The organism is Burkholderia sp. ABCPW 11 (genome assembly GCF_001523445.1).
Lineage (GTDB): Bacteria > Pseudomonadota > Gammaproteobacteria > Burkholderiales > Burkholderiaceae > Burkholderia.
The window spans coordinates 60,654-86,790 of record NZ_LOVM01000013.1 but is presented as its reverse complement, the minus strand read 5'-3'; the positions used below and the strand labels follow the sequence as shown (position 1 = coordinate 86,790).

22 protein-coding genes are annotated in these 26,137 nt (G+C 66.8%); 10 read left to right on the top strand and 12 right to left on the bottom strand.

Annotated features, from left to right (window positions below; translation table 11 throughout):
- Position 1: 1 nt before the first annotated feature.
- The 3 genes from tagF to WS61_RS06110 all read right to left on the bottom strand — a co-directional run bounded on the left by tagF (position 2) and on the right by WS61_RS06110 (position 6,148).
- On the bottom strand, positions 2 to 991 hold the full coding sequence (gene tagF / locus WS61_RS06120) for a type VI secretion system-associated protein TagF (RefSeq protein ID WP_034209805.1): 990 nt from the start codon (positions 989 to 991) through the stop codon (positions 2 to 4).
- Complete coding sequence (tssM, locus tag WS61_RS06115; RefSeq protein ID WP_059499703.1) at positions 988 to 5,001, bottom strand: type VI secretion system membrane subunit TssM; 4,014 nt, start codon at positions 4,999 to 5,001, stop codon at positions 988 to 990. The genes tagF and tssM overlap by 4 nt, the downstream gene beginning before the upstream one ends.
- 301 nt (positions 5,002 to 5,302) lie before the next feature.
- On the bottom strand, positions 5,303 to 6,148 hold the full coding sequence (locus WS61_RS06110) for a M15 family metallopeptidase (RefSeq protein ID WP_027783396.1): 846 nt from the start codon (positions 6,146 to 6,148) through the stop codon (positions 5,303 to 5,305).
- A 121-nt stretch (positions 6,149 to 6,269) separates the two neighbouring features.
- On the opposite strand from WS61_RS06110, the gene WS61_RS06105 reads away from it, so the two are divergent.
- Positions 6,270 to 7,238, top strand: coding sequence for a hypothetical protein (locus WS61_RS06105; RefSeq protein ID WP_059499702.1), 969 nt, complete (start codon positions 6,270 to 6,272; stop codon positions 7,236 to 7,238).
- Between the two features lie 214 nt (positions 7,239 to 7,452).
- Positions 7,453 to 8,481 carry a transporter gene (locus WS61_RS06100; RefSeq protein WP_059499779.1) on the top strand — a complete coding sequence of 343 codons (1,029 nt, stop codon included), beginning with the start codon at positions 7,453 to 7,455 and terminating at the stop codon, positions 8,479 to 8,481.
- Positions 8,482 to 8,689: 208 nt separating this feature from the next.
- Here the strand turns inward: WS61_RS06100 and WS61_RS06095 are convergent, their stop codons facing one another.
- Positions 8,690 to 10,858 carry a M1 family metallopeptidase gene (locus WS61_RS06095; RefSeq protein WP_059499701.1) on the bottom strand — a complete coding sequence of 723 codons (2,169 nt, stop codon included), beginning with the start codon at positions 10,856 to 10,858 and terminating at the stop codon, positions 8,690 to 8,692.
- A 644-nt stretch (positions 10,859 to 11,502) separates the two neighbouring features.
- Here WS61_RS06095 and WS61_RS06090 point away from each other — a divergent pair.
- From WS61_RS06090 to WS61_RS06075, 4 genes are all read left to right on the top strand, one after another.
- Positions 11,503 to 11,997 (top strand): LEA type 2 family protein, encoded by a 495-nt coding sequence (locus WS61_RS06090; RefSeq protein WP_059499700.1) that lies wholly within the window; start codon positions 11,503 to 11,505, stop codon positions 11,995 to 11,997.
- A 154-nt stretch (positions 11,998 to 12,151) separates the two neighbouring features.
- On the top strand, positions 12,152 to 12,484 hold the full coding sequence (locus tag WS61_RS06085; RefSeq protein WP_059499699.1) for a YegP family protein: 333 nt from the start codon (positions 12,152 to 12,154) through the stop codon (positions 12,482 to 12,484).
- A gap of 135 nt (positions 12,485 to 12,619) precedes the next feature.
- Positions 12,620 to 13,753 carry a class I SAM-dependent methyltransferase gene (locus tag WS61_RS06080; protein WP_059499698.1) on the top strand — a complete coding sequence of 378 codons (1,134 nt, stop codon included), beginning with the start codon at positions 12,620 to 12,622 and terminating at the stop codon, positions 13,751 to 13,753.
- An 89-nt stretch (positions 13,754 to 13,842) separates the two neighbouring features.
- Positions 13,843 to 14,733 (top strand): SAM-dependent methyltransferase, encoded by an 891-nt coding sequence (locus tag WS61_RS06075; RefSeq protein ID WP_059499697.1) that lies wholly within the window; start codon positions 13,843 to 13,845, stop codon positions 14,731 to 14,733.
- 51 nt (positions 14,734 to 14,784) lie between these two features.
- Here the strand turns inward: WS61_RS06075 and WS61_RS06070 are convergent, their stop codons facing one another.
- Both WS61_RS06070 and WS61_RS06065 read right to left on the bottom strand, forming a co-directional pair.
- A complete protein-coding gene (locus WS61_RS06070; RefSeq protein WP_034209813.1) occupies positions 14,785 to 15,357 on the bottom strand; it encodes a DUF1415 domain-containing protein in 573 nt (190 codons plus the stop codon).
- Between the two features lie 76 nt (positions 15,358 to 15,433).
- Positions 15,434 to 16,054, bottom strand: a complete 621-nt coding sequence (locus WS61_RS06065; protein ID WP_059499696.1) for a TetR/AcrR family transcriptional regulator — start codon at positions 16,052 to 16,054, stop codon at positions 15,434 to 15,436.
- Between the two features lie 217 nt (positions 16,055 to 16,271).
- On the opposite strand from WS61_RS06065, the gene WS61_RS06060 reads away from it, so the two are divergent.
- From WS61_RS06060 to WS61_RS06050, 3 genes are all read left to right on the top strand, one after another.
- The gene (locus WS61_RS06060; protein ID WP_059499778.1) at positions 16,272 to 17,555 is read left to right on the top strand and encodes an MFS transporter; all 1,284 of its coding nucleotides are present in this window, start codon (positions 16,272 to 16,274) and stop codon (positions 17,553 to 17,555) included.
- A 156-nt stretch (positions 17,556 to 17,711) separates the two neighbouring features.
- A complete protein-coding gene (locus WS61_RS06055) occupies positions 17,712 to 18,317 on the top strand; it encodes a nitroreductase family protein (protein ID WP_034209815.1) in 606 nt (201 codons plus the stop codon).
- A gap of 184 nt (positions 18,318 to 18,501) precedes the next feature.
- A complete protein-coding gene (locus WS61_RS06050; protein ID WP_059499695.1) occupies positions 18,502 to 19,752 on the top strand; it encodes an Hsp70 family protein in 1,251 nt (416 codons plus the stop codon).
- Positions 19,753 to 19,850: 98 nt separating this feature from the next.
- Here the strand turns inward: WS61_RS06050 and WS61_RS06045 are convergent, their stop codons facing one another.
- Positions 19,851 to 20,054, bottom strand: a complete 204-nt coding sequence (locus tag WS61_RS06045) for a cold-shock protein (RefSeq protein WP_006477070.1) — start codon at positions 20,052 to 20,054, stop codon at positions 19,851 to 19,853.
- A gap of 419 nt (positions 20,055 to 20,473) precedes the next feature.
- Here WS61_RS06045 and WS61_RS06040 point away from each other — a divergent pair, with 419 nt between their 5' ends.
- A complete protein-coding gene (locus tag WS61_RS06040) occupies positions 20,474 to 22,072 on the top strand; it encodes an APC family permease (RefSeq protein ID WP_059499694.1) in 1,599 nt (532 codons plus the stop codon).
- A gap of 108 nt (positions 22,073 to 22,180) precedes the next feature.
- On the opposite strand, the gene WS61_RS06035 is transcribed toward WS61_RS06040, so the two are convergent.
- From WS61_RS06035 to prfA, 5 genes are all read right to left on the bottom strand, one after another.
- A complete protein-coding gene (locus WS61_RS06035; RefSeq protein WP_059499693.1) occupies positions 22,181 to 22,972 on the bottom strand; it encodes a class III extradiol ring-cleavage dioxygenase in 792 nt (263 codons plus the stop codon).
- A 198-nt stretch (positions 22,973 to 23,170) separates the two neighbouring features.
- Complete coding sequence (locus WS61_RS06030; protein WP_059499692.1) at positions 23,171 to 23,767, bottom strand: UbiX family flavin prenyltransferase; 597 nt, start codon at positions 23,765 to 23,767, stop codon at positions 23,171 to 23,173.
- 23 nt (positions 23,768 to 23,790) lie between these two features.
- On the bottom strand, positions 23,791 to 24,102 hold the full coding sequence (grxD, locus tag WS61_RS06025) for a Grx4 family monothiol glutaredoxin (protein WP_006477066.1): 312 nt from the start codon (positions 24,100 to 24,102) through the stop codon (positions 23,791 to 23,793).
- Positions 24,103 to 24,169: 67 nt separating this feature from the next.
- Positions 24,170 to 25,012 carry a peptide chain release factor N(5)-glutamine methyltransferase gene (gene prmC, locus WS61_RS06020; RefSeq protein WP_034209819.1) on the bottom strand — a complete coding sequence of 281 codons (843 nt, stop codon included), beginning with the start codon at positions 25,010 to 25,012 and terminating at the stop codon, positions 24,170 to 24,172.
- A gap of 7 nt (positions 25,013 to 25,019) precedes the next feature.
- Entirely contained in the window at positions 25,020 to 26,102 is a 1,083-nt protein-coding gene (gene prfA, locus WS61_RS06015) for a peptide chain release factor 1 (protein ID WP_059499691.1), read from the bottom strand.
- Between the last annotated feature and the right edge of the window lie 35 nt (positions 26,103 to 26,137).

Here is a 26,137-nt window from a genome sequence, read left to right as displayed (position 1 = left end):
GTCAGCCTCCGATGAACGCTTCGCGGAACGCGTCGATGGCGACGCGCAGCGAGAGTTGCGGTTGGTCGAGGTAGCTGACGAGCTTGCTGATCTGCTGATCGTTTTGCGCATGGGCGTCGATCCACTCGGGATCGTCGATGTCGATGTTGTGGGCGGCGTAGGTCTGCGGGTCGACGACGCTCAGCAGCGTTTTCGCCGACGCACCGTTGAAGCCGATGATGAGCCGTTCGCGCTCGGCGATCGTGCCGATGAAGATCGCGAGCTCGAAGTCGGCCTGCGCGACGAACGGCGCGATCAGCTCGAGCCAGAACGCGGCGACGAGGCTGCGGTAGAACGGATCGACCGGCAGCGGCAGCGTGAGGCCGCGCTCGATGTGCGACGAGCCGCTCTGCATCACCGGCCGCAGCAGCGAGCCGAGCGCGAGCATCGCGCCGCGCAGCCGCACCGGATGACCGCTTTCGAGCAGCATCTGCTGCAGGCCGTACAGCGACTGGTGTTCGACGAAATCGTTGAAGGTGCCGTCGTGCGACGTGCCCGGGCCGCCGATGTCGATCGGCACCTGGGTGTCGCCGAGCGCCTGCAGCGCGCCGGGCGGCTCGTCCTTGCCGAGCAGCGGCGGGATCTGCGCGGCGACGCGCGACCACAGCCGCGCGAACGCGAGCGGGCTGCGCGCGAGGAATGCGAGCGGCCGGTCGACCTCCAGCGCGGTGGCGCCGAGGAACGGGAAGCGGCGCATCGACACGTCGTGGCTCGCGACCATGTGGCCCGCGATCGCGAGCTTGCTGCGCGAGCCGAGGAACGCGAAATGCATCGGCTTCGCATCCTCGTAGACGATCTTCCAGCGCGGATCTTCCGCGAGCAGCTCCAGCGCCTGCGCGATCCAGCGATCGAGCGTCTGCAGCAACTGAGGATTGTGCGCGCTCTTCACGAAGTCGCCGCGCGACGGAATCTTGCCGAAGTAGGCGATTTGCGCCTGTACCGTTTGCGTCATTGCGCCCTCTGTGCATTCGTTGCGTTGGCGGCCGCGACGGCCGGCGCTGCGCCCGGCGTGCCGGACGTGCCGGTAGCGGACGTGCCGGTGGCGGACGTGCCGGTGGCGGACGTGCCGGTGGCGGACGTGCCGGTGGCGGTCTGCGTCGCGTTCTGCGCGGCGCCGGCGCTCGCGTCGGCGACCGACGACGGCAGCTGCAGGCCGCGCAGGCTCTGTTGCTGCGGCTGGTCGCCGCCGCCGGCCGACGGTTGCGACGTGCTGATGATGCGCATCGTCACCGACACGTTCACGCTGCCCTGTGCCCACGTCAGGTCGAAGGTGCCGTCCGGACGGCGCTTGCGCTGCGCCGAATTGATCAGCTTCTCGAGGCCGTAGCGGCCCGGCTCGTTGACGAGCTGCACCGTGCGGCCGTCGAAGGTCGTCGCGGACAGCGTCGCGCCCGGCGAGCCCTGCGGGTTCGGCCACACGAAGTTGGTCCACTGCGGCGGCGTGTTGCGGTAGCGCAGTTGCTGGCCGTCGATCGCGATCGTGTATTCCGTCGTGCCCGTGCTCGGTTGCGGCAGGATCTGGAACACGGTCTGCGGCTCGGCCGACGCGGCCGCGCTGCCGGCGGCGCCGCCGGCGAGCGGCGCGACCCAGCGCGCGAAGCCGTTCGTGAACTCCGGCGTGAGCCCGATGCCCATGTCGCCCCACGTGCGGGCGGCGAGCGTGTCGCCGCGGCGCACCGCGAGCGGCCCGAGCGTCGTGCCGACGAACTTCGCGATCGAGCCGTCCGGACCGAACACCTGCGCGATCTCGCCGGCGCCGGCCTCGACCTTCGCGTTCGCCGCGAACGGGTACTTCGTCGCGAGCGAGCTCTGGAACGGCTGGTAGACCTGCGCGTTCCACACCTTGTTGACTTCGGCGCTGGCCGGCTGGATCACGACCGCGAACGCCTGCATCAGCGGCCGCACCAGCAGCGGGCGCAGCGACTTGCGTTGCGAATCGGTCAGGCCCGTCAGCATCTGCTCGTCGACGAGCTTCAGCGAATCGGCGAGTTCCGAACCGCTGCCGTCGAGGGTCTGCTGCATCAGCTGGCGCGCGCCCGGGCCCGGGTCGCCCTGGTTCTTGATCACGTTGAAGCGCGTGCGGACCTTCGACAGCGACTCCATGTAGCCCTTCAGCATCGACGTGCCGTCATGCGTCGCGACGATCCGCGCGAGCCCGACGAACTCCTGGCCGATCGGGCCCATCGGCACCTCGGCCGGATTGCCATTGATGTCGATGTTGGCCGCCGCCACCTGGCCGGCCTGCGAGCGCGAGAACAGTTGCTTGACCCAGTTCACGACGCCCGTCTGCGCCTTCTTGATCGTCACGTTCGCGAGCGACGGGTTGTCCCACGACGTCTGGTCGTACGCGGTCTCGAGGATCTTGCGGATCGGCGAATCCTGCGGGTCGCCGAGGCGGTTCATCCCGTCGACGGCCTGGCCGAAGCTGGTGAAGCCCTGTACCGCGATGCCCTGCATGAACTTCTGCCAGTGCTGCGCGTACTCGGTCTTGTACATGCCAACGAGCGTCTTCTGGATCTGCTCGGGGCTGCCCTCGAGCGTCAGGTCGTCCTGCGTCGACGTGTTGAGCACCCAGTCCTTCGCCTGCAATTCCTTCGTCGCCGCATCGCGGATCGCCGGCTGCACGTAGTCGAACCACGCCTCGCGCGTGAACGTGCCTGGAATCGCGTAGCTGCCGGCAACCAGCGACTGGTTGCCGTCGCCGACGATGCGCGCGATGGTCATCGGCGCGAAGCGGGTCGATGCGCGGGCCTTGATTTCCTCGTAGACGCGCTGGCGGGCCGGCATGCCGCGCACCACGCGGCGCAGGTTCTCGCGGGTCTGGTCGACGAGCGCGAGGTTCGCGTCGATCATCGGCCAGTCGTTGTCGTTTACGCGCGACAGGTAGAACGAGATCATGCGCTCGGCGCTCCTGATCATCTCGTCGCGCGGCATGTTGCCGCGATTCGTCTCGAGCCAGCCGCGCCAGAAGCGGGCGAGCTGGTCGGTCAGGTGCGCCTGCTCGACGTGACGCTTGTCGGACAGCATCAGGTACGTCTTCAGCGCGTTGTACGCGTCCTGCACGTTGGTCGGCGACGCGTCGCTGTAGAGGCCGCCCTGCGGCGCGGCCGCCTGTTGCGGGGCGGCGGCCGGCGTGGCGCCCGACGCGGCCGGCACGGCGCCCGCCTGCGGCGCGGCGCCTGCCGCGTTCGTCGAGACCGGCAGCGTGCCGCCCTGCACGGCACCCGATTCGGGCGGGCGCGTCATCGGCACGAGCTGTTCGGGGTGCGCGTTCACGTCCTTCATGAACGACGCGAGGTTCTGCGACACCGGCGCCAGCAGGATCTGGCGCACGCCGTTGTAGTACTCGGTCAGCAGGTGCTGTTCGAGACGGTCGCCCTGGTACAGGCCGAGCGACACCGAAAGCGGCTTGTCGCGGCGGAACTGTTCGAGCTGCTCGATCCGATCCTCGAGGATGTCCATCGCCTGCAGGCGCGACTGCAGGTCGTTGCGGCCCTGCTGCAGGCGCGTGACGTTGTCGAGGTCGGCCTGCACGTTCGCGACGAGCTGCTGGTTGCCGATCGTCGACCAGGTCCAGCCGCCGAGCGCGAGCGCGAGCGCCGCGACGAAGCCGAAGAAGGTCGCGTAGCGCAGCCGCGTCTTGGTCGGGCTCGCGAACTGGCGCACCGTCTGACGGTCCGCGAAGATCACCTTCGAGAACAGGTCGCGCAGGAAGAAGCCGTTCTTCGAGAACGCGCTGTGCGGTTTCGGCAGCGCGCTTCCGTCGAGGCCGAAGCGGTGCGCGATGCGCTGCGCGGCCGCACTGTTGGTTTCGCCTTCCTGCAGCGCGCTGGTGAAGTAGAAGCCGCGGAAGATCGGCTTGTACTGGAACGGGTTGTTCTCGAACAGCGTCGCGAGGAACGCGCGCAGCGACGGCTTGATCGTCGAGAATTCGAGCGGGAAGCTCAACTGGCCCGGCGACAGCTGGTTGCCGCGCGACAGCGACAGCTGCGCGACGCTGATCTCCTTCAGCCCTTCGTAGAGCTCCTCGAAGTGCGTGTCGAACTGCGCGACGACGTCACGCTTGTCGTCGGGCTCGTAGGGCAGGGTGGCGCCCCATACGCGGTCGTACTCGTGCTTGTCGCTGCTGCTGAAGAATTCGGTGAAGCCGGTGATCAGGTCGGCCTTCGTGAACATCACGTAGACCGGCGCGAACACTTCCAGCTTTTCCGTCAGCTCCTGAACGCGCTGGCGGAGGTTTTTCGCGAGGTTGATCGCGAATTCGGGGCGATTGCCGGTGAGTTCGGCGATGCTGGCCGTGACGATGATGCCGTTGATCGGCGCCTTCGGACGGTAGCGCTTGAGCAGCCCGAGGAAGCCGAGCCATTCGCTGCGGTCTTCCTCGTGCACCGAATAGCGGCCGGCCGTGTCGAGCAGGATCCCTTCGGTCGTGAAGAACCAGTCGCAGTTGCGCGTGCCGCCGATGCCGTGGATCACGGCGTTGTTCTTGTCCGCGAACGGGAACTGCAGGCCGGAATTGAGCACGGCGCTGCTCTTGCCCGCGGCCGGGTTGCCGATCACGATGTACCACGGCAGTTCGTACAGCGCGGAGCCGCCCGACACCTGGCCGATCTTCGACGTCTTGATCGTCTTCACCGCATCCGACAGGCGCGTGCGCAGCACGTCGAGGTCGGCCGTCTTCGCGTCCGGTGCGAGCGCGGCAGCGGCCGGTGCGGCGATCTTGCCGGTTTCCGCCTGCTCTTCCAGCACCTGGCCGAGCTGCTGGTTCGCGCGCTTCACGCGCCAGCGGCGCCACAGCGCGACGACGAGCCACAGCGCGAGGACCGCCGCGAACGCGAGCGCCGCCCACAGGAGCGGCAACTGCAGCATGTCGGCGACGATGAACAGGATGGCCGCTAGCGCGACGATCCCGACGATCGAGAGCGTACGCGGATGAGTCAGCACGTTGAGGATGCGTTGCATAGGACGTTCAGGTTCCGGTGCGATTCGGTGAGGCGACGCAGGCGCGCCGAGCGGCAAGGGTGGCGCCGCGATGTGTCGCCATGCTGTCAAACGGGATGAAGGAGGCTGGCATCAACGCGCTCGCGGCATCGGAGAAGGCGCGCGCATTAACGAAAGGACGCTGTGAGATTTAAAACGGAAGCGGCGGCCGGAAAAAATCGCGCACCGGAATGCCCGATCGTTTGCGCCGCTCAAATCGTTTCCTGCCGGGTGATTAAAAAGCCCCATGCCGCCCTCATTATTTCTTGTCCGGCAGCCCTGGCTAGCTGCCGCGTCCCAGTTTAAAACCGGGTTTATGGTATTCCACGTGCCCGAGATCCATCATTTTCCATCGGCCGCCCCAGGTCAGGCCGACTTGTTCGGCGACCTGGCCGTACAACTGATAGCCGCGCATCGCCCACGGATCTTTCTCGGAAATGACCAGCTTGCCGTCGCGCAGGAATGCATTATCGGCCGCCAGCCCGAATTGGTGATAACTCTGGAAGGCTGCCGCGTTGGTCACGTTGCTGCCCATCTGCGCCAGCCGGTTCTGCCGTTCCGGGCTCCGGTAACCTTCCAGCAACGCCATTTCATAACCGTGCTGTTCGTGCATGATCTTGTAGACCAGCAGCAAACGCGTACGGAAATCCGGGTCCAGCAGGTTCCAGTCGCGGCTCGCATCCTTCAGCGCCGGGCGGACCTGTTCGACCTCCTTGGTGGCGAAGACTTCCGGCGGCAGCGGCGGGGGCGGCACGAGTTGTTCGCCCTGCAGCAGCGCGGCGATTTTCTCGTCGGGCACGCGCGCCGTGTCGTCGTACTGGAATAATTGCCGGCCGCGTAACGCAATGGCGACCAATGGCGGCGTCGCAAGAATACCTGCCGATACCATAATCATCAAGCGCCGCCGAACCAGTAAATTTTGCACATCGCTTAATGCGCCGCGCGTCGCGCTTGCCGATTTAACAATCTGACTCCGCGTGCGTGCGGCGCGATCGTTCGCACGACGCGTAAGGCGGCCGTGAAACTGGGCGACGGATTCGAAAACGGTCGCGCGGATACCCGGTAAAAGCAACAGTGCCGCGACGGCGACGGCAAGGGCGAAATAGGCGACGAGTGCGACGGCAATCAACGAAATCCCCGGAAATTGGAATTGATTGTGTTTTGCAATGCTTGCTCTTAGAATCAGGCTGCTTCGAGAAGCCGGGCTATATTATCGCGGTGAATTAAACCAGGATTCAATGAGACGCTGAATGAGTGCGCCGGAAAATTCAAATTCGAAAACTCCGCCCAGCCTGCTGTCCGATACCAAACCGGCAGGCGAGGGAGGACCTCGGCAGTCGCGCATTCTCGCGGATCTGGAAGGGCGTGTCACGCCGCCCGCCGAGCCGCCGCGCCGTTCGCTGAAGGCGCCGATCGCCGCCGTGGTGGCGTTGGTCGTGGCCGTCGGCGGCTGGGGCGCGTGGCGCATGCAGCAGTCGTCGGGCGAGCGGCCCGCGGTCGTCGCGGCCGCGCCGGCACCCGCGGCGGCTGCGCCGGACAAGGCCGCACCGGCCAGCGGCGCCGCCGCGCAGGTCGCGCAGAACGGCGCATCCGCCGCGTCGGCCGTGCAACCGGCCACGATCGTCAACGACGATTCGGCGTCCCAGGCCGTTGCATCTGCTTCGACTGCGTCCGCGGACAACGGCCGTCTGTCGCGCGCGCTTGCGAACGGCGCCGACGACGCATCGGGCGCGGCCACGGCCGGCGCGGCCGCAACGGCGGCCGCCGCGGCGGCGACGGCCAGGACCGCGAAGGCCGACGCGTCGAAGAGCACGAAGGTCGCCGCGCACGGCAAGATCGACACGAAAGCCGAAGCGAAGGCCGAAGCCCGCAAGCATCGCAAGGAACAGCAGGCCGAGCTCGCGCAGGCGAAGAAGCGCCGCGACGCGACGCCGACCCGAACCGCGAAGGCGGCAGGGAAGGACGATCCGGATGCCGATCTGCTCGCGGCGCTCGTCGCGCGCACGAAGCCGGCCGACAAGAAACTTGCCGCGCAGAAGGCGCAGGCGGTGCCGACCAAGGCGGCGGCGGCGACCGGCGGCTCGCTGGCGTCGCGCGTGAAGGAGTGCTCGGAGCGCGGTTTCTTCGAGGATCAACTGTGCCGCTGGCGCGTATGCGACGGCCACTGGGGCAAGGACCCGGCGTGCCCGAGCGCCGCGCAGTCGGAGACGCGGCAGTAACGCGTGCCGCGCACGCCGCGAGGTCTTTCCTGTCAGCGCCGCCCAATGGGCGGCGCGTTGTTTTTTTGGGGCACGGAGCGACCGCCGGTATGATGCCGCGTGACGGTGTCACGAACGCGTCACGCCCGTCGGGCATACGTTTTCTTTCTTTTCCCGGCGCGGGCCCGCGACCCGCGATGTGCGGCGCGGCGCGCGCCGCACGACCTTCGACACGATGGACCTGATCGTACAGACTTACGGCGCCGACACGTCCGGCATGGTGTGCGGATTCCGCTTCGTTCCGGGCGGCGCCGGCACGATGCTCGATGCCGACGCGGCCGCCGCGTGGTTGCGCACGTGCCGCGAGCACGGCGCGGCCGCATCGGGCGATTTCGTCTGGCTGCATTTCAATCTCGCGCATGGCGCGAGCGAGCGCTGGATGCGTACGCATCTCGGGTTGCCCGACAGCTTCTTCGAATTCCTGCACGAAGGCTCGCGCTCGACGCGCATCGAGCAGGAGGACGGCGCGTTGCGCGCGATCGTCAACGACGTGATGTTCAATCTCGAGCTCACGCCGTCGGAGATCGCGACGCTGTTCGTCCACGTCGAACGGCGCATCATGGTGACCGCGCGGCTCAAGCCGCTGCGCTCGGTCGACACGCTGCGCGCGAGCGTGCGCGACGGCGAGCGGTTCCGGTCGCCCGCGGAACTGCTCGTGCACCTGCTGCGCGACCAGGCCGACCTGCTGATCCAGATCATGCGGCGCACGAGCGTCGATGTCGACCGCATCGAGGATCGTTTCCTGTCGCAGCGGCTCACGTCGAACCGCATCGAGCTCGGTGCGATGCGCCGCACGCTGACGCGCCTGCAGCGCATGCTCGCGCCGGAGCCGGGGTCGATCTTCCGGCTGCTCGCGAAGCCGCCTGCGTGGCTGCACACGGAGGACGTGCAGGAGCTGCGCGAGTCGACCGAGGAATTCTCGCTGGTGCTCGCCGACCTGGCGGGACTCAACGAGCGCATCAAGCTGCTGCAGGAAGAGATCGGTTCGCGCCTCGACGAACAGAACAACCGGACGCTGTTCACGTTGACGCTCGTCACCGTGATCGCGCTGCCGATCAACATCGTCGCCGGCTTCTTCGGGATGAACGTCGGCGGCGTGCCGTTCGCGGAGAACAAGCACGGCTTCTGGCTGATGGTGCTGCTCGTCGCGGGCTTCACCGCGCTGGCCGCGTGGTGGGCGTTCCGGCGCCGCGACGATCGCTAGCGCGGCATCGCGCGTTGCATCGCAGCAGCCGCGCGTTTCGCCCCGTGGTTTCCGCAGCCTGCGTGGGAAACGCCGCGTGGGCGAGACGGCGGGCCGAGGCGCCGCCGCATGAAAAAAGGGCCTCGCATGCGAGGCCCGTCAACAGGTCGGAGAAACCGGTACGCCGGCCGGCACCGCGGGTGGCGCGGCGCCGGCCGGAGCCGCACCGTTACTGCGTCACTACCTTGCGCGGCTTGAAGATGCCCTGGTATTGCCGTGCCGGGCGCTCCTTCGTCACCGGTTCGATGCCGCCGAAGGTCGGCGTCTGGCGCAGCTTCATCGCGGCCGGCGAAGCGACCGAGCCGATCGACGTCGAGCGCGAGGCCGGCGCGAGGTTGTTCGCGACGAGCAGCGCCGCTTCGCTCTTCAGGTTCGCCAGCAGCACCGGATCGGTCGAGCTGTTGACCTGCGTGAGCAGCCCGCTCCAGGCCGCGTCGCTGTAGTTCACGACGTAGTAGTCGAGCCCGCTCGGGTCGGCGACCACGCCCGTGCAGCCGTCGATCCGCGTCTGTGCCTGCGTATCCTTCAGCGCGAGCGTCGTGCGTTTCGCGAGCCCCTGGCCGTACGCGAGCGTGATCGGCACCGTCCACTGCAGGCCCGGATACGCGTTCTTGTTCGGGAACGGCTGCTGTTTCAGCGTGACGACCGTCTGGTTCTTCGTCAGGTCGCACTGCGTGTCGAGCGAGATCAGCGGCACGCCGGTCTGACGCACGTAGCTGTCGCCGATCGGGCCGACCGCCTGGCCGCTTTCCTTCGACAGCGCATCCCACAGACGCTTCGGCGTCCCGTTGCCGAACGAGTAGTCGACCAGGTACTGCTGCAGCCCCTTGCGCAAGGTCTGCTCGCCGAGATAGTTCTCGAGCGTCTTCAGCACGTGGCCGCCCTTGTCGTACGTGAACGCGCTGGCGCTCAGCACGAAGTCGTTCGACGCCCAATCGTTGAAGTTCGGCGCGACCGGGAATGCGTTCGGGCCGATGTCACGATTGATCACGCGATACTTGTTCTTCACCTGGTCGAGCCAGCTGAACTCGTTGGGGAAGAACTGGATCGTGGTCTTCGTCTCGAAGAACGTCGCGAACGATTCGTTGAGCCACACGTTGTCCCACCAGTCGGTCGTCACGAGATCGCCGAACCACTGGTGCGCCACTTCGTGCGTCAACACTTCGTTGCCGTAGTGCGACATCGGCTGGCCCGGCTGCGGCAGGATGTCGTCGGCGAACTCGAGGATCGAGCCCCAGTTCTCCATCCCGCCGAAGTTCAGGTCCTTCTGCTCCTTGAATGCGTCGTTCGCGGCCACCGTGTCGAACTTCGTGAGCGGCAGCGGGATGCCCGTGTAGCGGTAGTAGAAGTCGAGCGCCTGCTTGGTGCGGTCCATCGCCGGCTTCGCCCACTCGCTCATGCCCGGCGGCGTGAACACGCGCAGGTGCAGGCCGCCCTTGCCGCCCGGCAGCGGGCTCGTGAAATCGTCCTCGTAGGTGTCGAACATGCCGCCGCCGAAGAACAGCAGGTACGACGGCATCGGCGGGGTCTTCTCGAACTGCACGAGCTTGTAGCCGCCGCCGACGTTGGTCGACGGCTTCTCGGCCGCGTTCGACACGACGCGCCAGCTTTGCGGCACTTCGGCCGTCACTTCATAGGTCGGGCGGAACGCCGGCTCGTCCCAGCCGGGGAACCATTGGCGCGACAGGTTGGTTTCGCCCTGCGTGAGGATCGCGCCGCTCGTCTTGCCGTCGGTGCCCTTCAGGTCGACGCGGAACACGCCTTCCGCGGCCGAGCAGCCCGGATACGGATCGTCGCCGCAGCTGCCGCCCGTGTGGTTGACCGGATCGTCATACGACTTGAAGTTGATGATGCCCGACCACTCCATGTGCAGCGAATAGTTGCCCGGCGAGATCGTGCCGGCGACGGGGCGCAACTGATAGAAGTCGCCCTTGTCCTGCGGCGTCGCGATCAGCTGGATGTTGCCCGGCTGTAGCGTGATGCGGCCGTTGGTGAACTTGATCCGGTGGCCGGCGACCACGATGTTGTTGACCGGCTTCAGCACCTTGATCTCGACGTCGGCGCGGCCGTCGAACGCGTTCAGCGCGTCGTTCGGGCGGAACCACAGCCGGTAGTTCACGGGCACGACGGTGTCCGGCAGTTCGACGGGAGAGACGCTCTTGTCGACATTGGATGCGCTCGGCGGCGCGGTGACGGCAGGCGACGAGCTCGTGTGCGGCGCGCCGGCGGAGCTGAGCGCGGAAGCGGAGCCCGCACCGCCGTCGTCGCCGCCGCACCCGGCGAGCGCGAGTGCGGCGACGAGCGGCAGATAACGCATCTTGCGAATATGAATCGACATGACTGAATCCTCGATTGTTGAAAGAATCGTTCAGTGCTGCGAAAACGCCGGCAAAAGCAATCCCCTCGCCGTTTAATCAACAGCGAAAAAATGCCAATGACGGATTATTCGAAAAAGACGGCGGCCGACTACGTGAAGGTAATCATGGTTTACTGCCCCCTCTGAATTTCCGGATATCGGTTAACTGGCCGGTTCAAAATGGCCGGGCGCGTGTTGTACTGAATTGATTTCGCGCGCACGACACGGGGCCGCACGCCCGGCGCGGGCGCGCAATCCCTTTGAACCGACGACCTACGGGGCTGGCCGGGCCAGTCCGCAGGACGGAGGGACAGCGTGTAGCCGTCCCGTAAATGCGCCGTCATGCGGCTTCAAGGTTTGTCGGCTTGCTCCAAGGATGCGTAAATATACTTGATGGTTTTGGGTAAAGGAAACGAAAAAATTAGAAAGCGCATCTATTGAATTCCTGGCGCTTCATTGAATGCTGAAAGGCATTAATGCGCTCTCCGTTCGACTGGAAATTTCGTAGTTTTAATCTATTAACGATCTTGCGGCGTCGCGGAAACTACGAAATCCGGTGAAGGGCGGCACGATCGGTACAATGGAGCGACGAACCCGTTCATCGATTGCCGCGAGGAGGTTGTCCCATGCCGCGAGCCCTGTTCCGTATCGCGCCGTTGCGCGCCGTGCTGTTGCTGTTCGCCGCCGTGTTCCTGCTGGGTGGTTGCGCGGCGCTCACGCGCGAGCCGGTGCGCGTGTCGGTCGCCGGGCTCGACCCCCTGGTCGGGCAGGGCCTCGAGATGCGCTTCAGCCTGAAGTTGCGCGTGCAGAATCCGAACGATGCGCCAATCGACTACGACGGCATCTCGGTCGCGCTCGACCTGAACGGCACGCCGTTCGCAAGCGGCGTCAGCGACCGGGCGGGCACCGTGCCGCGGTTCGGCGAAGCCGTGCTCGACGTGCCGGTTTCGGTGTCGGCTTTCGCGGCCGCGCGGCAGGCGTGGAACCTGCCCGGCGCGGCCGCGAACGGCGAGCTACCGTATGCGCTGCGCGGCCGGCTCGCGGGCAGCGTGCTGGGCACCGTGCACTTCAGCGACGTGGGCACGCTGCGTCTGCCGGCCATGCCGGGGTGGGGCGGCTAGGTCGTCCGGTTGATGTGCAACGTCGGTCAAATGTGTCTGAAAATTCACCATTTAACAATATTTAACGCTTATCTTCGTGGAGTATCGATTTTCGTCGGCGTGGGCTCTACACTTGACGATGTCCGAGGGTCGGACATTCTTTTAGGGGAAATCCATGGCGGCAAAATTCGAGCTCAAGAAAGCCACGAACGGTCAGTACTACTTCCATCTGAAGTCGGCGAACGGCGAGATCATCCTCGCGAGCGAGCGGTACGAGGAGAAAAGCGGCGCGAAGAACGGGATCGCGTCCGTACGGGAAAACGCGCCGCTCGACGCGCGCTACGAACGGAAGCTCGCCCACAACGGTGAGCCCATGTTCAATCTGAAGGCGGCCAATCACCAGGTCATCGGCACGAGCGAGACGTACAGCAGCGAGCAGGCACGCGAGAACGGCATCGCGGCCGTCAAGCGCGACGCGCCCGTTGCGGAAACCTTCGATCTCGCCTGATTGACGGTTGCGCCGCGACGAACGCTTTCGGGCGGCCGTCGCGGCGCCTGTTTTGCCGGGTCGGGCAAAGCGCGGTATGGTGTGGTCCGCGCGGTGAATTCTCGCCGCCGTTGAAGCCAACCGTACCGAGTTCGCGTGACCGATTCCCCCGTTTTCCACTGGACCGATGCCGACGGCGTCGATCATGCCGTGCGCTGGCGCTCCGAAGCCGGCGTGCAACCGCCGAAGCGCGCGGTGTCTGCCGACGACCGCCTCACCGCCGACGCGGCCTACCGCCTCGCCTGCGAGGGCACCGCGCTCGTCTGGCAGGGCGACTTCCAGAATGCGCGCCAGCTCGTGCAGGCGATGGCGCGCCGTGTCGAACGCAAGCCGAAGAAGGCGAAAGCCGCGGCCGGCGTCGATGCGTTCAACCTGCATCGTCTCGCGCAATCGCAGCGCGCCCGCACGCTCGGCATGCTGCTGATCCCGCTCGACGCCGATTACACGATCCCGCTGCGCCGCGCGCCCGACGTGCGGGCGGCCTGCGAGGAGGCGTACGGCCCCGGCGGCGCGCCGTCGGTCGTGTCGCTGCGCGAACTGCTCGGCCTCGTCGGCGCGCACGAATGGCGCAAGAAGGGCGTGCCGATCCCGGCGCTCGGCGGCGCGCCGATCCATCCGCACTACGGCGTGTTCTCGCCGGTGCGCGGCGAATACGTGGCGCTCGTCGCGCGCGCGCCGCTGCCGGCGACGTCGCTCGCGTTCGATATCGGCACGGGCACCGGCGTGCTGGCGGCGGTGCTCGCTTCGCGCGGCGTCGAGCGCATCGTCGCGACCGACCAGGATCCGCGCGCGCTGGCTTGTGCGCGCGAGAACGTCGCGCGGCTCGGGCACGCGGCCCGGGTCGATATCGTCGAAGCCGACCTGTTTCCGCCCGGCCGCGCGCCGCTCGTGGTGTGCAACCCGCCGTGGGTGCCGGCCCGGCCGAGCGCGCCGATCGAATACGCGGTCTACGACCCGGACAGCCGCATGCTGCGCGGTTTCCTCGCAGGGCTGGCCGCGCATCTGGAGCCGGGCGGCGAGGGCTGGCTGATCCTGTCCGATTTCGCCGAGCATCTCGGCCTGCGGCCGCGCGACACCTTGCTGCAGTGGATCGACGAAGCCGGCCTCGTCGTGCTCGGCCGTGACGACATCCGCCCCGCGCATCCGAAGTCGATGGACGCCGACGATCCGCTGCATGCGGCGCGTCGGGCCGAGGTCACGTCGTTGTGGCGGCTCGGCGTCCGGGCCTGAGCGCGTATTTTCGGTAAACTACCGCCATTCCTCACGAATTCCCGCCGCCGGGCCGTGGTCGACAGACCGTGGCCCGGCGCCGCTTCACGATGTCGAACAAGACCCACGAAATCCGTCCGGAGCAGTCCGTCGAGCTGCTGAAGGAACTGCACATCCTCACCCGCGACGGGAAGCTGAACCAGGACAGCCGCCGCAAGCTGAAGCAGGTCTACCACCTGTTTCAGTTCATCGAGCCGCTGCTCGCCGGCGTGCAGGCCGACAAAGGCAACGTGACGCTCGTCGATCACGGCGCCGGCAAGTCGTATCTCGGCTTCATCCTGTACGACCTGTTCTTCAAGCAGCAGCCGGGGCACGGCACGCCGGCGTTTGCGTCGCACGTGTACGGCATCGAGACGCGCGAGGAACTCGTCGCGCGCTCGACCGAACTCGCCGCGCGGCTCGGGTTCGGCGGCATGTCGTTCCTGAACCTGTCGGTCGCCGATTCGATCACGTCGCCGCGACTGCCCGAAACGGTCGATGTCGTCACCGCGCTGCACGCATGCGACACGGCGACCGACGACGCGATCCGCTTCGCGCTCGCGAAGCGCGCGCAGCACATCGTGCTGGTGCCGTGCTGCCAGGCGGAAGTCGCGGGTGTGCTGCGCAAGAACAAGGGCAAGTCGCTCGCGAATGCGCTGACCGAGGTATGGCGGCATCCGCTGCATACGCGCGAATTCGGCAGCCAGATCACCAACGTGCTGCGCTGCCTGCAGCTCGAAGCGCACGGCTACCAGGTCAGCGTGACCGAGCTGGTCGGCTGGGAGCATTCGATGAAGAACGAGCTGATCATCGCGCAGTACAAGAACCTGCCGCGCCGCAAGCCCGGCGAGCGGCTGACCGAGATCCTCGCGATGTTCGGGCTCGCCGAACTCAACCAACGCTTCTTCGTCGCGCAAGCCGCCGCGGCGGGCGGCGGCGCCGTCGAGCCGGCCGAAGGCTGACGTGGGGCCGCGCGGGCATCGCGCCCGCGCCGCCCCACGTTGCACGCCGCGTCACACGTCGTCGCCCGGCCGGCGCATCCATTCGCGCCAGCCTTCGTGGCCGAGGCGGCGTAGCGTTTCCTGATTCTTTTCGTAGATCGCGGACGCGTCCGGGAACGCGTCGACCGCGCGCGCGATGCTGTCCTCGCGCAGCAGGTGCAGGATCGGATAGGGCGCGCGGTTCGTGTAGTTCTCGATGTCGTCGGGTTCGGCGCCTTCGAACTGGTATTGCGGATGGAAGCTCGCGATCTGCAGCACGCCGTCGAGCCGCAATTGCCGCACGAGCCGCTCGGCGAAGAACAGCGCATCGTTGTAGTCGACGAAATCGGCGAACGCATGCGGGTAGATCACGAGCGTCGTATCGACCTGCCGCGGGTCCGCCGCTTCCAGCGCGCGCAGCTCGGTTTCGAGTTCGGCGAGCGCGTCTTCCAGCGTCGTCGCTTCGCTGATCGCGTAGCGCACCTGTTCCTTCACGTAGACGCTTTTCGCGAACGGGCACAGGTTGAGCCCGATCACCGCGCGCGCGAGCCAGTGCCGCGTGGCGGCGAGGATGTCGTCGTGCGAATCGGGGCGGGTGTCGGTCATCGTGATGCCAGTCGGGCGAAAGGGCGAAGAGAGCGGCATTGTAGCGGGCGCGCCGGGGACGAGGGCGCGCCGGCCGTCACGCGCAGGCGGCTTCGATCAACTGCGTGACGAGCGCGGGCGCAATGCCGATCGGCGTTTCGCCGTGCCGGTAGGTCTGGCTCGCCGCGTAGATGCCTTCGACCACCAGCGCGAGCGCATCGGCCAGCGCCTTCGGCTGTCGCGCGCCGGCGCCTTCGCAAAGCGCGACGAGCCGTTGCATCAGTTGCGCCTTGTTCTGCGCGACGCGTTCGCGCGCCGGGTGCGACGCATCCGGGAATTCGGCGGCGACGTTGACGAACGGGCAGCCGCGATAGTCCTTTTGCGTCGCCCGCTCGGCGAGATCGACGAAGTACTGGATCAACTGCGCCTTCGGCTGCCCCGGATGCTTCGCGGCGCTCGTGTCGAGCCGCTCGAAGAAGCACGCGTCCATCCGCTCCAGATACGCGAGAATCAGCTCGTCCTTCGACGAAAACTGGCGGTACAGGCTCATCTTGTTGACGCCCGCGCGCTCCACCACCGCCTCGACGCCGACCGTTCGCACGCCTTCCTTGTAAAACAGCTCCTCGGCGGCTCGCAGCAGGTGCTCCTGCGCGGTCGCGCCGTCGATCGGCCGGCGCGTGCGCCGCGCCAGCGGCTTGGCGACCTCGATGTCCGACATGATGACCCTCGACTTCGTGATGAATTGCTTGACATGTTACCGACTGGTAACTACGATCGCAACACACTTGTGACCGACCGGTAACAATGCCGGCCGGATCGACGGGAAAAATGCCAAGCATCGGCCCGGGTCAGCCGATGCAGTGTGCGGCGGAGGTGGCCTGGTTGGGGCGGAGCCGGTGCGACGACACCGGAGCCGCCAACTGGAGAACATGAAGATGAACTGGGCAGTGACACGAATCGGCGGGCGCTTCCATTACGGATGGCTCGCGGCGGCGGTGGTATTCCTGATCCTGCTGGCGGCGGCCGGCACGCGCGCGACGCCGAGCGTGCTGATGGTGCCGCTCGAGCGCGAGCTCGGCTGGAGCCGCGCGGCGATTTCGCTGGCGATTTCGGTGAACATCGCGCTGTACGGCCTGACGGGCCCGTTCGCGGCCGCCGCGATGCAGCGCTTCGGGCTGCGCCCGACGATCCTCACCGCGCTCGTGACGATGAGTGCGGGCGTCGCGCTGTCGTCGATGATGACGCAGAGCTGGCAGATGGTGCTGATCTGGGGGCTGATGGTCGGCTGCTCGACGGGCGTCGTCGCGCTGACGCTGTCCGCGACCTTCGTCACGCGCTGGTTCCATGCGCGGCGCGGCCTCGTGATGGGGATCCTGACCGCGAGCACGGCCACCGGCCAGCTCGTGTTCCTGCCGATGCTCGCGGCGATCGCGCAGCGCCACGGCTGGCGGCCGGTCGTGCTGGTCGTCGCGGTGGCGGCCGCGATCGTGATTCCGCTCGTCGCGTTCCTGCTGCCCGAGCGGCCGGCCGACGTGCAGTTGCGCCCGTACGGCGAGCCGGCCGATGCGCCGCCCGCGCCCGACGCGACGAAGGAGAACCCGCTCGCGGTCGCGTTCCGCACGCTGCTGACGGCGAGCCGCTCGCGCGACTTCTGGCTGCTGTTCTTCAGCTTCTTCATCTGCGGCGCGAGCACCAACGGCTATGTCGGCACGCACCTGATCGCGATGTGCAGCGACTACGGGATGACCGAAGTGCAGGGCGCGTCGCTGCTCGCGGCGATGGGCGTGTTCGACCTGTTCGGCACGACGCTGTCGGGGTGGCTGTCCGACCGTTACGACAACCGCGTGCTGCTCTTCTGGTACTACGGGCTGCGCGGGCTGTCGCTGATCTACCTGCCGCATGCGTTCGGGATCGATTTCTTCGGGCTGCCGCTGTTCGCGATGTTCTACGGGCTCGACTGGATCGCGACCGTGCCGCCCACCGTGCGGCTCGCGACCGACGTGTTCGGCAAGGCCGCGGCGCCGGTCGTGTTCGGCTGGATCGTCGCCGGCCACCAGCTCGGCGCGGCGTTCGCGGCGCTCGGCGCGGGGCTGCTGCGCGCGAGCCTCGGCACTTATACGATCGCGTCGATGATCTCGGGCGGGTTGTGCATCGTCGGCGCGCTGATCGTGCTGCGGATCAACCGCGGCCCGTCGCGCGCGGCCGCGCAGGCAGCCTGATCGCGGCGGCCCGGCCGGCCGCACCCGCTGCGGCCGGCCATTGCACGTACGGAGATTTGCATAGCGCGGCAGCATCGGGCGCGCTGTCGCTCAAGCAGGTATGCTTGCGGTTCGCCGGGCGTTCGCGCCCCTTCATCGATGTCAGCGAGGAACCGCATGTCCGTCAAACCTGCTCCCACCACTGTTTCGATTCACGATCTGATCGCGGGCCGCTGGAGCCCGCGCGCGTATTCGGATGAACCCGTCAGCGCCGGCGATCTCCACGCGGTGCTCGAAGCGGCGCGCTGGGCGCCGTCCGCGTACAACGCGCAACCGTGGCGTTTCATCGTATTCGATCGCACCCAGGACGAAGACGCGTTCAAGCGCGCGTTTGCGACGCTGGTGCCGTTCAACCAGGGCTGGAATGCGCCGGCGCCGGTGCTGATCGCGGTCACCGCGCACACGTTGACGCCGAAGGGCGAGCCGGCGCCGACCGCGCTGTACGACGCCGGCGCCGCCGCGATGTCGCTGGTGCTGCAGGCGCACGCGCTCGGCCTCGCCGCGCACCAGATGAGCGGGTTCGACGCGAAGGCGTTCCGCGACGCGTTCGCGATTCCGGCGGACGTCGCGATCGTGTCGATCATCTCGCTCGGCCACTACGGCAACGTCGACAAGCTCGATCCCGTGCTGCGCGATCGCGAGAAGGCGCCGCGCACGCGCCATGCGATCGGCGAAGTCGTCTACGCGGGCGCGTGGAAGAAGAGCTTCGACACGGCAGCCTGACCCCGCAGGCGGGCGGGCTGCGTCGCGCATCCTGCCCGCGCATGTTCCCGGCGCGCCACGCCGCGCGCCGCCGCCGGCGCCCGCTGCGCGACACCGGTGGCCGACCCCGGTTGTGATCCCGCGGGCTTCATGTTAAAAAGCCCGTCCTTTCCGTTTTCGCGCCGGCCTGCTGCGGCAATTTCCCATGACTTACTGCGCGATCGATTTCGGCACGTCCAATTCCGCCGTGGCGCTGCCCGACGGCGATGGCATGCGCCTCGCGCCCGTCGAAGGCGACCACCTGACGCTGCCCACCGCGATCTTCTTCAACAACGACGAAGAGACGGTCGAGTACGGCCGGGCGGCGCTGGCTTCCTATATCGACGGTTTCGACGGCCGGCTGATGCGCTCGATGAAGAGCATCCTCGGCTCGCCGCTCGCGGAAACGACGACCGATCTCGGCGACGGCAGTGCGATCGCGTACACCGAAATCATCGCGCGCTTCCTGACGCACCTGAAGCGCAAGGCCGAAGCGCGCGCGGGCGCGCCGATCGGCCGCGCGGTGCTCGGCCGGCCGGTGTTCTTCGTCGACGACGATCCGCGCGCCGACCGCCTCGCCCAGGCTCAGCTCGAGGCGGCCGCGCAATCGGTCGGCTTCACGGACGTGCACTTCCAGTACGAACCGATCGCCGCCGCGTTCGACTACGAATCGCGCCAGCCGACGGAGCGTCTGGTGCTCGTCGCCGACATCGGCGGCGGCACGTCCGACTTCTCGCTGGTGCGCGTCGGCCCGCAGCGGATGGCGCGGCTCGAGCGCAAGGACGACGTGCTCGCGCACCACGGCGTGCACGTCGCCGGCACCGACTACGACCGGCGTGTCGAGCTGGCGGCGATCCTGCCTGCATTCGGCTACCGTTCGCTCGACCCGGAAGGGCGCGAATTGCCGAACAAGATCTACTTCGATCTCGCGACCTGGCACCTGATCAACACCGTCTACACGCCGAAGCGGATCGGCGAGCTGAAGCTGATGAAGCACCTGTACCAGGATGTGCGGCAGTACGACCGGCTCACGAGCGTGGTCGAGCAGCGGCTCGGGCATGCGCTGATGGCGCGCGCGGAAGAAGCGAAGATCGGCGTCGCGGCGGGCGGGGAGACGATGATCGACCTGAACGACGTGGAAGAAGATCTGCTGATCGCGTTCGACGCGGATCGCCTCGTCGACGCGAGCCGGGACGATACCGCGCGCATCGTCGACGCCGCGCGCGAGACGGTGCGGCTTGCGGGCGTTGCGCCGCGCGATGTCGGTGCGCTGTATTTCACCGGCGGTTCGACGGGGCTCGCGTTCCTGTCGGGCGCGCTCGCCGGCGCGTTCCCGGATGCGCAGCCGGTGTTCGGCGATCGCCTCGCGAGTGTCGCGACGGGTCTCGGTATTCACGCGCAGCGACTGTTCGGCTGAATGGCGGGTGGTGACCGGTCGCCATGCAGGATGACCGGCGCCCAAAAGCAAAAAGCCCCGCCGAAGCGGGGCTTTTTTACACGAATGATCGCGCCAGCTTAGACCGGACGGATGTTCGCAGCTTGCAGACCCTTCGGGCCCGTCTTCACTTCGAATTCAACCTTCTGGTTTTCTTGCAGCGTCTTGAAGCCTTCGACGCGGATTTCCGAGAAGTGCGCGAACAGATCGTCGCCGCCGCCTTCCGGGGTGATGAAGCCGAAGCCCTTTGCGTCATTGAACCACTTGACGGTACCGGTTGCCATGTTACTTGTTCCTAAAAAAATAAAACGGGGCCGAAGCCCATGGTGTGCGGAAAATCAAGGAAGGGGTAATAGGACCAACCGGAGTACCGTTGATGGGCGAACTACGAAAGAACCAATTCACTCGCCACTTGAAATCCTGCGAAGTCCTTTATACGGCTAATCGGTCTGACGGTCAACCGTATTCCCATGCTCTCAGGGTTATTGCGGAGATCAGGTTTACAAAGCTTGCAAGCGATGCGAATTTTTTGTAGGGGCCGATCGATTTTGGCGCCACGTTCGAGGTGCAACCGTTAAACTACGCGCCGCGTGGACGGGTTGCCCCGATCGGGTGACCCTCCCCCCAAGAATGCGTGCGCGGTGCGGTCCGAGCCGATCCCGGACCGCCGGCCGACCATGCTTTTTGAGACACAGGAGAGGATGTGAAGAGTTCTATTCAACGGAACATCGGCCCGTTTGCATTGATGCTGACGGGGCTGGGTTCGATTATCGGCTCGGGCTGGCTGTTCGGTGCCTGGAAGGCCGCGAAGATTGCCGGTCCGGCGGCGATCTGCGCATGGATCATCGGCGCTGTCGTGATTCTCGCGATTGCGCTGACGTATGCGGAACTGGGCGCGATGTTCCCCGAGTCGGGCGGCATGGTGCGCTACGCGCGTTACTCGCACGGTTCGCTGGTGGGCTTCATCAGCGCATGGGCCAACTGGATCGCGATCGTATCCGTGATCCCGATCGAGGCCGAAGCGTCGATCCAGTATATGAGCACGTGGCCGTATCCGTGGGCGCATGCACTGTTCGTGAACGGTGAATTGCAGACGCTCGGCCTGCTGCTGTCGGCCGTGCTGGTCGTCGTCTACTTCATGCTGAACTACTGGGGCGTCAAGGCCTTCGCGCGGGCGAACACCGCGATCACGATCTTCAAGTTCCTGATCCCCGGCCTGACGATCCTCGGCCTCATGCTGACGAGCTTCCACTCGGAGAACCTCGGCACCGCGTCGAGTACGAGCTTCGCGCCGTACGGCTGGTCGGCCGTGCTGACCGCGGTCGCAACGAGCGGCATCGTGTTCGCGTTCAACGGCTTCCAGAGCCCGGTGAACTTGGCCGGCGAAGCGCGCAACCCGGCGCGCAGCGTGCCGTTCGCGGTGATCACGTCGATCCTGCTCGCGCTCGTGATCTACGTGCTGCTGCAAATGGCGTATATCGGTTCGGTGGACCCGGCCGACGTCGCGAAGGGTTGGGCGCACTTCAACTTCTCGTCGCCGTTCGCGGAACTCGCGATCGCGCTGAACCTGAACTGGCTCGCGGTCCTGCTGTATGTCGACGCGTTCATCAGCCCGAGCGGTACCGGTACGACCTACATGGCGACGACCACCCGCATGATCTACGCGATGGAGCGCAACAACACGATGCCGAAGATGTTCGGCAACGTGCACCCGATCTACGGCGTGCCGCGCCAGGCGATGTGGTTCAACCTGCTCGTGTCGTTCGTGTTCCTGTTCTTCTTCCGCGGCTGGAGTTCGCTCGCAGCGGTGATCTCGGTCGCGACGGTGATCTCGTACCTGACCGGTCCGATCAGCCTGATGGCGCTGCGCCGTTCGGCGACCGACATCGAGCGTCCGCTGTCGATTCCGCTGATGAAGCTGATCGCGCCGTTCGCGTTCGTGTGCGCATCGCTGATCCTGTACTGGGCAAAGTGGCCGCTGACGGGCGAAATCATCCTGCTGATGATCGTTGCGCTGCCGGTGTATTTCTACTTCCAGGCGAAGTCGGGCTGGACCGGTTGGGGCGCCGACCTGAAGGCCGCATGGTGGCTGGTCGCGTATCTGCCGACGATGGCCGTGCTGTCGCTGATCGGCAGCAAGGAATTCGGCGGTTACGGCATGCTGCCGTACGGCTGGGACATGCTGGTCGTCGCGGCAATCTCGCTGGTGTTCTACTTCTGGGGCGTGAATACCGGTTACCGGACCCAGTATCTCGACGAGCGCGAGTCGCACGACGAGATCCTCGAAGGGGTCGGTGTCTGACGGCTGACCTGTCGCCGGATTCGGCGGCGGCAGGATGCAGGGATAAAAGAAGCCCGCCCGAGCGATGCCCGGGCGGGCTTTTTGCTGGCCCGGCGGTTGCGCCGCGGCTCAGGCGCCGGCGCTCGCGAACACGTAGTTCGTCATCGCGAGCACGCGCTGGTAGGTGCCGAGCGACTGGATGCCGAGCCGGTAGTCGTCGTCCGCCGCGCCGAGCGCCGCGAAGACCGGCAGCAGGTGCTCGTCGGTCGGATGCATCAGCGCCGCGTGCGGCGCCTGCCGACGGTAGTCGAGCAGCGCGTCGACGTCGCGCGCGGCAAGTCTCGCCTCGAACCAGTCCGTGAATTCCGCGACGCGCGGGTCCGCATCCTCGGGCGCCGCGCCGAAATCGGCGGCGCGCAGGTTGTGCGTGATCTGGCCCGAGCCGATCACCATCACGCCGTCGTCGCGCAGCGGCCGCAGCGCGCGGCCGAGCGCGAAGTGATGCGCGGCGTCCGCGCGCGGCTGGATCGACAGTTGCGCGACCGGCACGTCGGCTTCCGGAAACATCAGCAGCATCGGCACCCACGCGCCGTGATCGAGGCCGTGTTCGGTCGTCGCGGTTGCGATGCCGGCCGCGTTCAGCAGCGCGGCCGCGCGCTCGGCGACGTCGGGTGCGCCCGGCGCCGGATAGCGGATGTCGTACAGCGCCTGCGGGAAACCGTAGAAGTCGTGAATCGTGTCCGGATGCGCGGCGACGCTCGCGACCGGCTGTTGCGTGCCCCAGTGGGCGGACAGCATCAGCACCGCGCGCGGGTGCGGCAGTTCGGCGCCGAGGTGCGTGAACGCGCCGGACGGCAGCGCCGGGTCGATCGGCAGCGTCGGGGCGCCGTGGGACAGGTACAGCGAAGGCAAGCGGTTCATGGTGGTGACCTGCGAAAGGATTTGCCTGTGACTATAGGCGCGTACCGTGCATTGATAAATCGGCGAACGGGAATTTGATTGACGCTTGTTTGTTGATAATCGTCTCGGCGCCAGGCAATCGAATACCGGTTCGCATCCGAAAGCGCGAAATCAACGGGGTTGCTGCGCAAATCGACGGAGATGCGCGCAAAAGAGGCGTTACTGCGCGTGACGGATACCGGCCCACGGTGTCGTGAGCGGCGCGCTGAGCGCGAAGAGGTCGAGGACGCGCGTGACGGTCTGGTCGACGAGTTCCTCGATCGTCTTCGGCATCGCGTAAAACGCCGGCAGTGGCGGAAAGACGATGCCGCCCATTTCGGTGACGGCGGTCATGTTGCGCAGATGCGCGAGGTTGAACGGCGTTTCGCGCACCATCAGCACCAGACGGCGGCGTTCCTTCAGGGTAACGTCGGCCGCGCGCGTGATCAGGTTGTCGGACAGCCCGTGCGCGACGCTCGCGAGCGTCTTCATCGAGCAGGGTGCGATCACCATGCCGTCGGTCGCGAACGAGCCCGACGCGATCGTCGCGCCGACGTCGCGCACCGAATGCACGACGTCGGCACGGCTTTCGACATCGGCTTTCGGCAGCTTCAGTTCATGCTGGATGTTGAGCCAGCCGGCGTTCGAAATCAGCAGGTGCGTTTCGACGCCGCCGGCGGCGCGCAGCAGGTCGAGCAGCCGCACACCGTAAATCGCGCCGGTGGCGCCGGTGATCGCGACGATCAGCCGGCGTGGCGGCACGCTGGGAGATGCCATCGAAAGGGGGACGGGCGCCGCGTTTAAGCGGCGGCGAACAGTTGCTGCAGTTCGCCCGACTGGTACATCTCCATCATGATGTCCGAGCCGCCGATGAATTCGCCCTTCACGTAGAGCTGCGGGATGGTCGGCCAGTTCGAGAATGCCTTGATGCCCTGGCGGATTTCGTCGTCCTCGAGCACGTTGACCGTCTTGAACTGGTCGACGCCGCAGGCCTTCAGCACCTGCACGGCGCGGCCCGAGAAGCCGCACATCGGGAATTGCGCGTTGCCCTTCATGAAGAGCACGACCTGATTTTCGTCGACGATTTGCTTGATACGTTGTTGGGTGTCCATGACTGACCTTGCGTTTGCGGGGCGTTAGATCGAAATGATAGCGGATTTCAACCGGGCGGGCCGGGCGTCAGCCCGGCAGGCGGCCGCCGGTCGTGCGTTCGATGGCGGCGAGATCGGCGCGCGATTCGACCGCGACGAAGCCGTGCGACGCCAGTATCGCGCGGACGGCTTCGGCCTGGTCGTAGCCGTGCTCGATCCAGAGCGTGCCGCCCGGTTTCAGATAGGCGCCGGCGCCCGCGACGATCGTGCGGATCGCGCTGAGGCCGTCGGCATCGTCGGTGAGCGCGCCGCGCGGCTCGAAACGCAGGTCGCCTTGTCCGAGGTGCGGATCGTGCTGCGCGATGTACGGCGGGTTGCTGACGATCGTATCGAACGCGAGCGCGGGATCGAGCGCCGCGTACCAGTCGCTCTGCAGCCAGTGCAGCGGGCCGCCGGGGCGCGGCGTGCCGAGCAGCTTGTCGGCATTGCGTTGCGCGACGGCGAGCGCGTCCGGCGAACGGTCGAGCGCCCACACGCGCGCATCGGGACGCTCGGCCGCGATCGACACGGCGATCGCGCCGCTGCCGGTGCCGAGATCGAGCACGGCTGCGTGCGGCAGCCCGTCGATCGCATCGAGCGCGGCTTCGACGAGCAGCTCGGTTTCGGGGCGCGGGATCAGCACGTCGGGCGTCACCTCGAACGGGCGGCCGAAGAACTCGCGCATCCCCACCAATTGCGCGACGGGCTCGCCGGCGATGCGCCGTGCTTCGAGCGCGCGGTAGCGTTCGACGGCGGCGGCGTCGAGCGGCGCGTCGCCGCGCGTGATCAGTTGCGTGCGGGTCCAGCCAAGCGCGTGCGCGAGCAGCACGCGTGCATCGACCGGGTCGAGCGGCGAGGCGCGCAGCAGCGCGTCGGCGGTGGTGTCGGACATCGCGGCCTCAGTCGGCTTCGCCGAGCGACGCGAGCAGCTCGGCCTGGTGCTCGGTGACGAGCGCGCCGATCAGTTCGTCGAGATCGCCGTCCATGATCGCCTCGAGCCGGTACAGCGTCAGGTTGATCCGGTGGTCGGTCATCCGGCCCTGCGGGAAGTTGTACGTGCGGATCCGCTCCGAACGGTCGCCGGAGCCGATCAGGCTCTTGCGCGTCGCCGCTTCCTTCGCATGCTGCTCGTGATACTGCTTGTCCTTGATGCGCGCGGCGAGCACCTTCAGCGCGCGATCCTTGTTCTTGTGCTGCGAGCGGTCGTCCTGGCATTCGACGACGATCCCGGTCGGCAGGTGCGTGACGCGCACCGCCGAATCGGTCTTGTTGATGTGCTGGCCGCCCGCGCCGGACGCGCGGAACGTGTCGATGCGCAGGTCGGCCGGATTGATCTCGACCTCGCCGATCTCGTCGGCTTCCGGCATCACGGCGACCGTGCACGCGGACGTATGGATGCGCCCCTGCGTCTCGGTGGCCGGCACGCGTTGCACGCGATGGCCGCCCGATTCGAACTTCAGGCGCGAATACGCGCCCTGGCCCGCGATCCGCACGATCACTTCCTTGTAGCCGCCGAGGTCCGACGCGCTTTCCGACATCATTTCGACCTGCCAGCGCTGGCGTTCCGCGAAGCGCAGGTACATGCGCAGCAGGTCGCCCGCGAACAGCGCCGATTCGTCGCCGCCCGTGCCGGCACGGATTTCGAGGAAGATGTTGCGGTCGTCGTTCGGGTCCTTCGGCAGCAGCATCTTCTGCAGCTCGGTCTCGAGGCGCGCCATGTCCTCGCGCGCGCTGCGGATTTCGTCTTCCGCGAAATCGCGCATCGACGGATCGGCAAGCAGTTCCTGCGCGGCCGTCTCGTCGCTGCGCGACTGGCGCCATAACGCGTATTGCTCGACGACCGGGCCGAGTTCGGCATGTTCGCGTGTCAGCTTGCGGTACTGGTCGAGGTCGGCCGTGACGTTTTCGCGGCTCAGCAGGTCGTTCAGTTCGGCCAGCCGTGTGGAAAGCTGGTCGAGCTTGCGTTGCATGCTCGTCTTCATGGTGTGGAGCGGCGCTCCCGGGCAAGGGGTGTTCG